Annotated in this window: 12 protein-coding genes; 7 read left to right on the top strand and 5 right to left on the bottom strand. The window is 50.1% G+C overall.

Annotation, left to right across the window (positions count from 1 at the left end; translation table 11 throughout):
* Window positions 1–10 precede the first annotated feature (10 nt).
* The 3 genes from RJD28_17600 to RJD28_17590 form a co-directional block, all read right to left on the bottom strand.
* Window positions 11–1,012, bottom strand: coding sequence for an arginine deiminase family protein (locus RJD28_17600; protein WNV57946.1), 1,002 nt, complete (start codon window positions 1,010–1,012; stop codon window positions 11–13).
* 269 nt (window positions 1,013–1,281) lie between these two features.
* Window positions 1,282–2,004 (bottom strand): amino acid ABC transporter ATP-binding protein, encoded by a 723-nt coding sequence (locus RJD28_17595; GenBank protein ID WNV57945.1) that lies wholly within the window; start codon window positions 2,002–2,004, stop codon window positions 1,282–1,284.
* Window positions 1,991–2,656, bottom strand: coding sequence for an amino acid ABC transporter permease (locus tag RJD28_17590; protein ID WNV57944.1), 666 nt, complete (start codon window positions 2,654–2,656; stop codon window positions 1,991–1,993). Before RJD28_17590 ends, RJD28_17595 begins: the two co-directional genes overlap by 14 nt.
* 269 nt (window positions 2,657–2,925) lie before the next feature.
* Here RJD28_17590 and RJD28_17585 point away from each other — a divergent pair, with 269 nt between their 5' ends.
* The 5 genes from RJD28_17585 (at window position 2,926) to RJD28_17565 (ending at window position 6,920) form a co-directional block, all read left to right on the top strand.
* The gene (locus RJD28_17585) at window positions 2,926–4,533 is read left to right on the top strand and encodes a gamma-glutamyltransferase family protein (protein WNV57943.1); all 1,608 of its coding nucleotides are present in this window, start codon (window positions 2,926–2,928) and stop codon (window positions 4,531–4,533) included.
* Between the two features lie 169 nt (window positions 4,534–4,702).
* Entirely contained in the window at window positions 4,703–5,062 is a 360-nt protein-coding gene (locus RJD28_17580) for a hypothetical protein (GenBank protein WNV57942.1), read from the top strand.
* Window positions 5,063–5,108: 46 nt separating this feature from the next.
* Window positions 5,109–5,627 carry a M23 family metallopeptidase gene (locus RJD28_17575; GenBank protein WNV57941.1) on the top strand — a complete coding sequence of 173 codons (519 nt, stop codon included), beginning with the start codon at window positions 5,109–5,111 and terminating at the stop codon, window positions 5,625–5,627.
* Between the two features lie 238 nt (window positions 5,628–5,865).
* Window positions 5,866–6,117, top strand: coding sequence for a GIY-YIG nuclease family protein (locus RJD28_17570; GenBank protein ID WNV57940.1), 252 nt, complete (start codon window positions 5,866–5,868; stop codon window positions 6,115–6,117).
* 128 nt (window positions 6,118–6,245) lie between these two features.
* Complete coding sequence (locus RJD28_17565; protein WNV57939.1) at window positions 6,246–6,920, top strand: hemolysin III family protein; 675 nt, start codon at window positions 6,246–6,248, stop codon at window positions 6,918–6,920.
* 216 nt (window positions 6,921–7,136) lie between these two features.
* Here the strand turns inward: RJD28_17565 and RJD28_17560 are convergent, their stop codons facing one another.
* Together RJD28_17560 and RJD28_17555 are read right to left on the bottom strand one after the other, a co-directional pair.
* Window positions 7,137–8,012, bottom strand: coding sequence for a transporter substrate-binding domain-containing protein (locus RJD28_17560; GenBank protein WNV57938.1), 876 nt, complete (start codon window positions 8,010–8,012; stop codon window positions 7,137–7,139).
* 160 nt (window positions 8,013–8,172) lie between these two features.
* Window positions 8,173–9,120, bottom strand: coding sequence for an arginine deiminase family protein (locus RJD28_17555; GenBank protein WNV57937.1), 948 nt, complete (start codon window positions 9,118–9,120; stop codon window positions 8,173–8,175).
* 612 nt (window positions 9,121–9,732) lie between these two features.
* Here RJD28_17555 and RJD28_17550 point away from each other — a divergent pair.
* Window positions 9,733–11,334 (top strand): exonuclease domain-containing protein, encoded by a 1,602-nt coding sequence (locus tag RJD28_17550; GenBank protein WNV57936.1) that lies wholly within the window; start codon window positions 9,733–9,735, stop codon window positions 11,332–11,334.
* A 197-nt stretch (window positions 11,335–11,531) separates the two neighbouring features.
* Entirely contained in the window at window positions 11,532–12,977 is a 1,446-nt protein-coding gene (locus RJD28_17545; protein WNV57935.1) for a ParB/RepB/Spo0J family partition protein, read from the top strand.
* Window positions 12,978–13,124: the final 147 nt, after the last annotated feature.

Here is a 13,124-nt window from a genome sequence, read left to right as displayed (position 1 = left end):
ACTGAACTGGTTACAGATATTCTCTCTCCAGCGGCAGGGTGGTGCAGTGCAATCCGCCGCCGCCGTTCATGATCTCATCATAGGGGATCTGGATAACTTCGATGCCGCGGGCGGTGAGCCGCTCTACGGTGCGGTCGGTGCCGGTGCACATCATGATCTTGCCGGGTCTTAACTGTAGGCAGTTGCAGGAGAACCAGTCGTCGTCAGGATGTACGTCGATCATCTCGATGCCCAGCTCTTTTAACTTCTGCAGGAAGAAGTACGGAAGCTTGGTGACATTGACCAGTGCTTTGTCCACGTCTACCATGGTGAAAGCGCCGTCGATGTGCAGGGCGTAGCCGGTCATAGGCACAACGATGACTTCCATGCCCAGGGGCTCCAGAATTTCTTTTACCTGCCGGATTCCTTCCATGTTGGTACGCTGGGAGTAGCCGATGGCTGCGTGTTTCGGATCGATGATGGCGAAGTTGCCGCCCTCCAGTGTGCCGGTACCGTTGATGGTACGCAGGATTGGAACGCCGTGTGCGGCCACATTTTTTGTCAGCACATATTCCTCGCCGCGGCGCATTTTCGGTGCCATACGGCTGATGATGAGGCCGCCGGGAACGGCGATGCCCATGTCACGGGTGTTGATATACTGGGTGCCGTGATCCAGCGGCACGTCCTCCAGATAGATTACCTCGACGCCTTCTTTTCGAAGGATGTTGGTGTAATTGTCATGCTGCTCCTGCATGCGAGCCAGATTGGGCTGGCGGTCGCAGCGCCAGTACCAGGAGTGATTTTCACCCATGATGGCACCAATCTCATCATCCCATTTGTCCATGGTGATGACATCCATTTCGTGATCCGGGCGGCGCATCAGAACGGTTTTCAGGCGGCCTACCTCGCTGTTGCAGCCCCAGCGTCTGCCCCAGACGAACTCCATCATTTCTTCGCTCTCAAAAGAGGGCTCCTCCATGGGAGGAAAATATTTTAATACGCGATGATAATCTTCTGTACTTTTGATTCCCATTTTACTTCTCCTTTGTATCAATTTTTATCAAATATCTGCCACGCCATCTCGAACCCTTGTGCGCTGCTGACGCATCGCGGGTTCTCGCTGTAGGGCATGCGCGTTATCTGCCACGCCGTGCCATCTCGAACCCTTGTGCGCTGCTATCGCATCGCGGGTTCTCGCTGTAGGGCATGCGCCCTATACATCCGCTGCCATAGCCATCTGCCTGCAAGCAAGCTCGAGCGTCCGTTTCTGTCGCATTAGTGCACGGCTTATTGATAACATATTTATAACATTTTTTTCAAAAATTCCTGCGCACGCGCGGTCTTGGGTGCGGCGAAGAATTCTGCCGGCGGCGCATCCTCCAGTATCGTACCGTTGTCCATGAAGATGATCCGGTCGGCGACTTCTCTGGCAAATCCCATCTCGTGAGTAACCAGCAGCATGGTGATGCCGGTCTGGGCCAGCTCTTTGATAACGTCCAGTACCTCGGTGACCATTTCCGGGTCAAGGGCAGAGGTGGGCTCGTCGAAGAGAATGACCTCGGGATCCATGGCCAGGGCGCGGGCGATGGCCACACGCTGTTTCTGTCCGCCGGAAAGGGTGACCGGATAAACGTTGGCTTTCTCGGCAAGGCCGACACGGGCCAGCAGCTGCATGGCTTTCTCCGTAGCCTGTTCTTTCGTCAGCTTCTTTGTTTTCACCGGCGCGTAGATCATGTTTTTCAGGACGGTCATGTGGGCGAACAGGTTGAAATGCTGGAACACCATGCCTACCTTCTGTCGGATCGCCCGGATGTTCTGCCCTTTCTCTGTGATGCAGGTGCCGTCCACCCAGATCTCGCCGCTGGTGGGCGTCTCCAGAAGGTTGATGCTGCGCAGCAGCGTGGATTTACCGGAACCGGAAGGGCCGATGATGGCAACGACCTGTCCCCGGTCTACGTGAAGGCTGACGTCCTTCAGCACTTCCAGAGATCCGAAATTCTTATATAAATGTTTAACGTCGATCACTGATGTTTACCCACCTTTCTACCCGTCTGGAAATAATGGCAAGGATGCCGACCAGTATGTAATAGATGATCGCCACGGTAAGCAGCGGCTCAAATGCGCGGTAAGATTTGGAAATGATCATCTGCGCCGCACGGAGCAGATCCACCAGACTGATACAGGATACGAGAGAGGTGTTTTTCAGCAGGTTGATCATCTCATTGACGAGGCCCGGCAGGGTACTTTTGAGTGCTTGCGGCATGACGATATCCAGCATGACGGAGGGATTCGACACACCCAGCGCCAGAGCTGCCTCCCGCTGGCCGTAATCCACTGCCATGATACCGCCTCGCAGCGTCTCGGACAGATAAGCGGCGGAGTTCAGCGACAGCGCGATGGTGCTGGCCTGCAGCGGGGTCAGATTGTGCAGCAGCAGCTGCGGCACGCCGAAGTATACGAGCATGATCTGTACCAGCAGCGGCACGCCTCGGAAAATCGATGTATAAAAAGAAGTAATGAATTGCAGGACTTTGTGATGGGAAATCTTCATGAAAGCCAGCGGTACGGCCAGAAGAAATCCAAATACCAGTGCCAGCAGCGTGACTTTGATGGTGACGCCGGTGGCTGTCAGCAGGTATCCGGTATATTTGGGGATAATACTGAAATCAAGATTCATAATGCTAACCTCCAGGTTTCTTATAATTATGCATTCAAATTAATATCATGTAAAATCTATGCTATAAAGAATAAGCCTATTTTACTATATTGTCAAGAAGAAAAGCGGAGGATTATTGATAGATATACTTTGCTTTGTGTATAAACATACACAAAAAGGTGTATGAAAAGTGTGCACGTTGACATGGGGCTTGCGCAGGTGCTATCATGAATGTGATTCGTTTTGTGGAAACTATTTTATGAAAATTATTTTGTGAAAAGAGGGAATCTATGGAGTTTCATATGGGCGGTGTCCGGTATCCGGTGATGAGAAATCCGGTATACGGGCGAAGAGGAATGGTAAGCGCCTCACAGCCATTGGCTGCGCAGGCTGGAATCAGTATTTTGAAAAGAGGCGGCAACGCGGTGGACGCGGCCATTGCGGCGGCGGCCTGCCTGGCAGTGACAGAGCCAACCTCCAACGGCATCGGCGGAGACTGTTTTGTGCAGGTGTGGCGGAACGGACGCCTGTATGCACTCAATGCCAGCGGTCCGGCACCGGCGCTTTTGTCCGCGGATGTTGTGCGGGAGCAGGGCTTTGACAAAATGCCGGAGCGCGGGTGGCTGCCGGTGACGGTACCGGGCGTTCCCGCGGCCTGGGCAGAGCTGAACGAGCGGTTTGGCAGATTGAGCCTGCGGGAAGACTTTGATCCGGCCATCAACTGTGCCCGCCGTGGATTCCCGGTGGAGTCGGTGACGGCGGCCTGCTGGCGGGAAGCCGGAGAGAAAATGGCGCCCTACGCAGATCGGGAAGAGTTCAAAGAGTGGTTCAGGGTATTTACAAAGAATGGAAGAACGCCGGAGGCAGGCGAGATTTGGGGCTCCGAGGATATCGCCAACACACTGGAATCCATTGCGGAAAGCAGAGGCCTGTCCTTCTATCACTGGACGCTGGCAGACAAGATCGACGCTTTTTCTCAGAAAACGGGCGGCCTTCTTCGCAAAAAAGATCTGGAAAGCTACCGGCCCCACTGGGTAGATCCGGTATGCGTATCCTACCGGGGCTACGATGTGTGGGAGCTGCCGCCCAATGGTCAGGGCCTGGTGGCGCTGATGGCGCTGGGCATGCTGGAACAGACCACGCCGGTGGGACATGATGATGTACGGACGATCCATCAGCAGATCGAGGCGCTGAAGCTGGCCTTTGCGGATGGACAGCGTTATATTGCAGACCCTGATTATGCGGAAATCCCGGTGGAGGAGATGGTATCTGAGACTTACCTGAAACAGCGGGCATCCCTGATCGGTGACCGGGCGGTGGTGCCTGCTTACGGCAACCCGTACAGCGGCGGTACCGTGCATCTGTGTGCAGCGGACGAGGAAGGCACGATGGTGAGCCTGATCCAGAGCAACTACGAGGATTTTGGTTCCGGTATCGTGGTTCCGGGAACGGGCATCAATCTCCAGGATCGTGGCTGCAATTTCAGCCTTGATCAGTCCTGCCCCAACTATCTGGCGCCGGGAAAACGGCCTTATCACACCATCATTCCGGGCTTCCTGACCAAGGACGAACAGGCTGTGGGGGCTTTTGGCGTGACGGGCGCGTTCATGCAGGCCCAGGGACATGTACAGGCACTGATGAACATGATCGATTTCCATATGAATCCCCAGGAGGCGCTGAATGCGCCCCGCTGGCAGTGGAAAAACGACCTGCGCGTGGAAGTGGAGGCCGGATTCGATGAGGATGTGGTAAAAGCACTGCGGCAGCTGGGGCACATTGTGGAGGTAGCGCCGGTGGGGGCGTCCATGGGACGCGGGCAGATCATCATCCGCAACGACAATGGTGTGTATGTGGGCGGCTGTGAGCCCAGAGCGGACGGCTGTGTCGCCGTGTGGTAGAGCGAATCCTGTGTCAACAGGCGATCAAGCGCGTTAGCGCGGCTTTGTGATATGATGATCGGCAAATTGGATCATGTGTTTTGGCTTGGCGCGGATAAAAATTGAAAAGAATATGCGGAATGGAATAGATCCCTCGGAATTGGCAAAGCTATAGGCAGAGGTGATGAGAATGAAGAGACGGAACAGAAGTCTGTCTACCGGAGAAATCGCTGTGATGGCGGTGCTCATGCTCTGCCTGGTGCTTGCCATTACCGTGACGGCGATCCGTTCTGCCGCCCGCAAAACGCAGGATGACGGAGAGCAGTTCGTGGCGCTGGAAGAGTCCAGCGAGGCGGAGGATCTGGCGCAGGCGGATGAGAGCACTGCCGGAAATGCAGGCGGACGGACGCAGACGACGGATGGCCGGGACGAAGCGGCAGCATCCGGGGAAAATAAAAGCACCCCGGACAAATTTGCGGTGAAAACCGCCCAGGAAGAGATGGATCTGATAGCGGCGGAGGATCAGGGAGACAACCCAGCTGGATCTTGATACAGAAAATGCCGGGACTGGCACAGGTCATGTTGCCGATAGGGACGTGGCGGATGCAGCGGGACAGGACGGAGGGGAAAACCTGGCCGAGCAGGTACAGGAGACCTCCGGTAGTGTTTCCCAGACAGTACCGGCGGCGGAAACCTTTGATTTTCAGGCCCAGGATCATCTGGCCTGGCCCATTTCCGGCAACGTGGTGCTGGACTACAGCATGGACGGGACGATCTATTTTCCCACATTGAAGCAGTATCGCTACAATCCGGCCATTGTTATTTCCGGGGCGGTGGGAACGCCGGTGACGGCAGCTGCTGATGGAAAAGTGACAGACGTATCCGTGCATGCAGAGACGGGAACGACCGTTACCGTGGATCTGGGCGGCGGCTACACAGCTATCTACGGACAGCTGAAGGAAGTGCCGGTGAAAGAGGGCAGCGTGCTGTCTGCCGGAGATCTGGTGGGGTACGTCAGCGAGCCCACGAAATACTACTCTACGGAGGGAAGCAATCTTTATTTTGCGCTGCAGAAAGACGGAGCGCCGACGGATCCGGTGGAATACTTGCAATAACAGTTCATGCGCAGAAATGAGCAGCGAATGGCGCGGCTGAACTGTGATGCACATTTTATGAACACAAAGTGCGAAGCATCATATAATATAGAAGGAATGGCACCTGAAAATCCGCAATCGAACCTTTACAGGCGTGACGGAACATCCAGGTAAGATACATTCTCTGTCGATTGCTTCATATAAAGACGGTTATGGGGAGGCTTCTCCATACCGTTTACATAAAGGTCTGAGAAGAACGATGAATTACACATATATGGTCAGGTGCAGGGACGATTCTCTGTATACGGGTTGGACAAATCACCTGGAAAAACGGGTGGAGGATCACAACAGCGGGCGCGGCGCGAAATATACGAAGAGCCGCAGGCCGGTGGAGCTGGTGTATTACGAGCAGTTTGAGACGAAGGAAGAAGCCATGCGGCGGGAATGGGAGATCAAACAGCTCACCCATCAACAAAAAGAAAAGTTACTGGAACAGGCAGGTCAGCATTGACAGGCCTGTTTTTTTGATGTAAGATAGGAAATATAGCAAGTAGTTTTTGAAACTACATGTAATAATATCGACAAAACATCATATACTAATCAATAGAACAATGATAGACAGGAAAGGTGGCATGTTCTATGAAGAAACCATTTAAAATCAAAGATCCGGGCAGCGCAGTGACCCATTTTATCGGCATGCTGATGGCCATGTTTGCGGCAGTACCGCTTCTGATCAAGGCGGCCAGAGAACCGGATCGCATTCACCTGATCGCGCTGGCGATTTTCATTGTCAGCATGATTCTCCTGTATGCGGCCAGCACTACCTATCATACGCTGGATCTGTCCGAGCGGACGAATAAGATTTTGAAAAAAATTGACCATATGATGATCTTTATCCTGATCGCGGGAACGTACACCCCGATCTGCCTGATCACACTGAAAGGGCCTGTGGGATACGGGCTGCTGGCACTGGTGTGGGGGATCGCCATCGTGGGCATTGTGATCAAAGGCTTTTGGATCTACTGCCCAAAATGGTTTTCCTCCGTGCTGTACATCGCTATGGGCTGGGTATGCGTGCTGGCATTTACCCAGATCATGAACGCACTGCCCCGGGCCGCTTTTCTGTGGCTGCTGGCGGGCGGCATCATTTACACCATCGGCGGCGTGATCTACGCGTTGAAGCTTCCTATTTTCAACTCAAAGCATAAGAACTTCGGTTCCCATGAGATTTTCCATCTGTTTGTGATGGGTGGAAGCTTCTGCCACTTCATCGTCATGTATGCATTCGTGGCAGGCATGCCGGTGGGGCTGTAAAGACGGATACCACCATTGGATAGAGAGCAATCAGCAAACATTCTGAGAACTGACCTGAGCCAAATAGACAGATTATAGAAAACCCCGGTTTCGGATGCCTGGAATGACATGCCGATCCGGGGTTTTCTGATTTTAGAAAAGGATTCTTAACTTTTTGTGGTCATATGACACGCGTAGATAATCGTGAAAAACGAGGTCTGTTTTCGCCGCGTCAGATTAGTCTGCGTTCTCAGCACCAAGCCAGTTGGTTACGATCTCTTTGATGGTGCCGTCAGCTTTCAGCTCATCCAGTGCAGCATTGATGGGCTCCAGATACTCGGATCCCTTCGGGAATGCGATGGCGTACTGGGAAGGCTCCTCGCCGATCTCAGAAGCATCCATAACGAAGTAGGACAGCTCCGGATTCTCTTCACAGCGGATCTTGCAGGAAGCACCGTCAGTCATAACCGCATCTGTTCTGCCTGCGATCAGCTCCTGGATGGCAGCTGCGCCGTTGTCAAAGGTGGTCAGGTTCGCACCCTCGATCTTCGGGATCTTGGTCTCGTAGTTCTCGCCGTTTGCGCAGGATACGGTTTTGCCGTTTAAGTCAGCTGCGGAGGTGAAACCCTCTTCGGTACGGAACAGGATACCAAGCTTCTCGGTCAGGTAACCGTCGGAGAAATCAACAGCTTCTTTTCGCTCGTCGGTTGCACACATACCGGAGATAACGAAGTCAACCTGATTTGCCTGGATAGCTGCGATCAGGGAGGAGAAGCTCATGTTGGAGATCTCATAGGTGAAACCGCATTTCGCAGAAAGGGCATTTAAGATGTCGATGTCCAGACCTTCATAGCCGTTGCCGTCGTCGGTGGTTGTCTCGAAGTTCTGGTATGTGGGGCTTAAGCCGATGACCAGATTTTTGCCCTCCAGGGAACCAGCCTCGCCGGTTGCCTCAGCAGTGTCGGCAGCAGCGTCTGTGCTGTCCTCAGCGGTCTCCTCGGTGGCATCAGCAGCAGTGTCAGTGGATTTGTCCTCAGCGGAAGAGCTGCCGCAGCCGGTCAGGGCAGAAACAGCGAGGGATCCGCAGAGAAGTAATGCAAGTAATTTTTTCATAATTATTCATCCTCTCTTCATAAATGATAGTGTATCGATTTACTTTTTGATCAATAAATATACAAAGACATTACACCTCTTTTTCCGAAATGTCAAGAAAAAAGAGGTGTAATTTTGCATAAATATTCACAAATAATGCAACCGATGAATAATCAAAATGCTAGCCGCGCTTCAGAAAAGCGGTGCAGCAGTGGATTGCGCCGTAACCTTTCAGTATCTCGCTGATGTCCACCGGGATGACCTTGATTCCGTTTTTTTCCAGTAATTCCTGGCTTCGGGGGTTACCTGCGGGCATGACTACGGTACCGGGCTCAATGGCAACGAAGTTGATGGCAAGGTTTTCCTTGGCCTCTACCCGGGAGGGGCATTCCAGCAGTTTGATGCCTTTCTTTTTCAGGGCATCGCACACATCGTAAGGCACCTGGGATGCGTGGATCATGGCAACATCGTGGCTGGCCATGTTCAGCAGGCCGTCAATGTGCGCGTGGCCGTAGGGGATCTGCATGTGCAGGATGTCGGTGACGCCCATGCGGCGCAGCTCATATTCCACCATTTCGTAGCCTTCCCGGTTTGTGCGGACGCCGGAAGCCAGCACCACGGTGTGGCGGTCGATCCACAGACCCATGGCACCCTCAAAGGTGGCGCTGCCGCAGATGGTGCGGATGATCGGCACCCCAAGATCTGCCAGTGCTTTGGCCATATAGCGTTCCTCGCCGCGGCGGGCATCCATGGCAGGGCGGGTAACGATGGCGCCTTCGGGTGTCATGAACAAAAGATCCCGGCAGAAGACGGCGTTGGGGCGGTCGGTGCGCTGTTCTTCAATGTAATGGACGTTGACACCGTGGGCGCGGTAAATGTCAGTCAGTGCATCGTGCTGGGCGCGGAATTTCTCTGCATCGATGGGGCAGCGGAAACGGGCCGCCTGCCAGTCGAAGCCTTCGTCAATTTCAGCGCCGGGTCTGCGCATGATAACATCCCGCAGGGTATCTACCTCGGAGCTGACGCCCCAGTCTCCCCAGAGCCTTGTCATATCATCGGTGATGGATGTCTCCAGCGGGAACCAGCGTTCTCCGGCCAGTGCATCAATGTCGTGTTTATTGTCAGCCAATGTAATTGCCTCCTTTTTCGGTTCGTTGATATATGAAATTGATTATATAGCGGAAGGGGCGGGAACGTCAATATTGCAAACGGGGAAAAAACAGTGAAAAAAGAAAACGGCCGGAAGTGCAAAATGCCTTCCAGCCATTATCTTTTTATACCTGCCAGGCTTGTAGCTTAGCCAAAGTATCTCTTTAACAGACCCTCAAATGCCTTGCCGTGTCTTGCTTCGTCACGGGCCATCTCATCATTCACTCCGCTCGTGAATGTAAATATTGTGTCATGGATAGCAACAACTTAAGGAGAACCTAGCAAAATCAAGGCATTTTTAAAACATCTTTTTAACATCTTTCAAAGAACTTTGGTACCATAATGGTACTTCCCTTAAAGGTTTATCGTACTATTAATAAATACTTTTCTGATAAAGCTTTAAGGAAAAATATAGCTATTCCAAGAGCAAAGAAAAAAGAGTGGATTTCCACTCTATGCCAATCTCAATAAATAAAATTTGTATACCAATTTTACCCTTTGTGCTATGATAATATGTAATTAATGGACTTATGAATTAAAGGTATGAATAAAAATACAAGATAATCCCTAGTACTTTGAAAGGTGATAGTTTATGAGAAGAATGAGCACGAATCCAACAGAATATGTAGTATTTGATGTTGAAACAAATGGATTAAAGTCGAAACGGGATGACTTACTTTCAATTTCGTTTTATAAACCTGATGATGGTAAAGAATATAATAGATTTTTGCCTTTAGAATTAAATCGAAGAATTGTTACGACACATATAAATGGCATTACTGAAAAAGATTTAGTTGGTGCGACTGCACTTACGCAAAATGAGTTTAATCATATAGTGGAAGAATTTGAATTAGAAAAGAGAACAATTTTAATTTATGCAGGTAGGAACTTTGATGGGGGATTTCTCGCTGAATATATGAAAAGACATCGGATTTCTGGATTTGAAAAATTAAATTTCTATAATATAAAGAGAAATATAATTTCTTCAAAATTTTCTCATGGAAATATTACCAAAGATAATCTGTGTTCAGTATTTAAGGTTGAAGGTGTTGAAACTGTTCATAGTAGTTCCAATGATTGCAAACTTGAATGGGAATTATTCAAAAAAATGGACGGTTATTTTTATCTTGTGACAGAGGGGGTTGGCGAAGATAACGTATTTAAACTTAATGAGGATTATATTATTCCAGCTAGTCTATTATACTCTCATCCGAATTTAAGTCGTGTTCTTTGTGAAAGACCATATATTGAATGTCAAAGTACTCTTGTTAAAACATTTGAAATTGAAGCTAAGGGAATTGAAAAATTTCCCACTAATATTACAGGAAAAACGATTGAACATCTAATAAATTCAATGTTAAATGTTGATATGCAAGATTCACAGCCTTTTTTGCGAAAAAATAAGATGAAATTGGATTTTGTCGGAAAAATCCCTAATGGGCTATTAATGGTTCCAATGACTTTTAATTTAGACGGAACAGTTACTGCACTTCATAAAAAAGATAAGGAATTGGAGAAACATATAAATTCTACTAATAATAATCTTAAAGAACGAATTAGTCCGCTAGTTGATTTTATTAAAAATGAAATTTTTAAGAATGAACATATATTATCGCAGGAACTTGTTGTCAATTCTGAAAATAATATTCTTGCGTTATGTGATCTTTCCACTGCAAAAACAATATTGGAAATAAAAACAGATTATTCTGATTCACTTGCATACAAAGAACAGCTTTTTTATGAGGCAAATGGAAGAAAAATCTATCATCTAAAAATGGAATGGGTAAAAGACAAGAGTACTGATTCTCTTAAAAAAGTAATTTTCCATATTGTTCTTGTTGATGTACATATTGGAACGCCAAACTCATCAAATTGGTTTGAAGGAAAACGTGAAGAACGAAGAGCGAAGAGAATAGCTGAAATTAAAAAATATTTGTTATCTTCGGATGTGTCTTTAGAATCTTTCAAAAATACTAGTTCACCTATTAAATTGAAATGTAAAATCTGTGAATACGAATGGAATATCAAATATGCTACATTAATGAAAAAGATTCCTGATTGTCCTAAATGCAAACCAAAGAATACGAGTAAAAAAAGGGTTATGATGTCTGAAGAAGAGCGAATTAAGTTACGTGCTAATAATTATTATGAAAAAATATTAGAAAAGAGTAATCATATGATTACTTCCTATTAGGAACACTGTAAATACAAGGCTTTTCGGAGCCTACAAACCAGAAAAAATAATATTTGATCTATCACATTACGCAAAAAGCCGTCCGGCATGAAAAACGGGCGGCTTTTTTGCGTGGATAGACGGAGAGGAGGCGCAAAAATAACTACAAAATTTTAGCGTTCAAATTTGTGCAACTTTAACGAAAAGGAGGATCGTAAATGGCCGATGAAAAACTGAACACAGGCCCTGCGGAGAATACTTCCCCGGAGGCCGCCGAGCCTATCACCACACCTGAACAGGCCGTAGCGTCTGAGCCCCGGCAGGAACATACCGGGCCTACCATACCTGAGCCCGGCGATGTGGTTGTGTCCTTTGACAAAATCAATGAGCTTATGGCGGAAAAGAGGCAGAACGCCCGCGCCGAAGTCGAAAAGGCGGAAACTCCAGAAACGCCGGAGGCAGCAGCCCCCGGAGAAACACCGCAGCCCGCCAATACGGAGGAGCCGAAAAAGCCGCGCCGTGGTCGTCCACCGAAAGTAGAAAAGGCCGCGACTGAAAATCAGAAAGCGGAGAAATCGGCTGGGGCCCGCAAGGGCCGCCCACCCAAGGCGGATAAGGCGGCCCCTGACAAGCCCAAGCCGTCCAAACGAGACAAAGTGTCCCGAAGTGACGGAAAGGCCCCGGATGCCAAGGAGCCCGTAAAGCCCACACAGGATACGGCACCGAAGGAAGCTGCTGTGGAACAGACGACTCCCGAGCCGACTACACCGCCCCGCCCGGTTGAGGAAGGCAAGCTGGTTTATCTGAAACTTTCCGAGGTTCATCCGTTTCACACATTCCGTCCGCACCCCTTTAAGGTACGGGACGATGCGAAGATGCAGGAAATCGTTGCTTCTATCCGCGTAAACGGTGTAATGGTTCCCGGTCTTGCCCGCCCGGAGAAAGATGGAAACGGCTATGAAATTGTAGCGGGCCATCGCCGTACCCACGGCAGTGAACTGGCGGGGCTGGAGGAAATGCCCTTTATAGTCCGTGAAATGACCGACCACGAAGCGGTACAGGCCATGAAGGACAGCAACAAGCAGCGTGACGGGATGCTCCCCAGCGAATTGGCCGCGCTGCTGGAACTCGAGGTTGAGGACATCAAGCATCAGGGCGGGCGGCTGAAAGGCGTTGCGGAAGGCGATGTCGGGAAACGCTCGGTTGAGATTGTGGGCGAGGCGCATGAAATGAACTATAAAAAGGTCATGCGCTACTTGCGGCTCAACTCCCTTGTGCCGGAGCTTCTGGATAAGGTAGACGATAAAAAGATGGGCTTCATGCCTGCCGTGGAACTGTCCTACATCAAACCGAAAAATCAGAGGCTTATTGCTGTTTCCATTGACGGGGAGCAGGCTTCGCCCTCGCTGGCCCAAGCTAAACGGCTCCGGGAGCTGGATAAGGAAGGCAAACTTAACGGCGATGTCATTGACGGCATCTTATCAGAACAGAAAAAGGAGGATCGAGGCGTGATTATTTCTACTGCGGAACTGGAAAAGTATTTTGGCAAGGAGGTCACTCCCGCCAAAATGAAAGAACAGATTATGTCCCTGCTGGATGACTGGAAAGAAAAACAGCCGCCGGAGCTGGCAAAAGCCCCGAAAAAGCAGGAACTTGACAAGTAACAACTTCGAGACACTTTGTCCCGAGGGCCCCGCCCTCGCGCAGAGGCTCTGGTGGTATATATCCCCCGTCGCCGCCTGCTTTTTAGTACAGCCGGGAGTGGGCCGTCAAGGGTGCAGCGCACCGCCGTTTTCGGCGGCTCGCCCTTG

The sequence above is a fragment of the Oscillospiraceae bacterium NTUH-002-81 genome, from assembly GCA_032620915.1.
Taxonomy (GTDB): Bacteria; Bacillota; Clostridia; order Lachnospirales; family Lachnospiraceae; genus JAGTTR01.
This window is presented reverse-complemented; position numbering and strand designations above follow the sequence as displayed.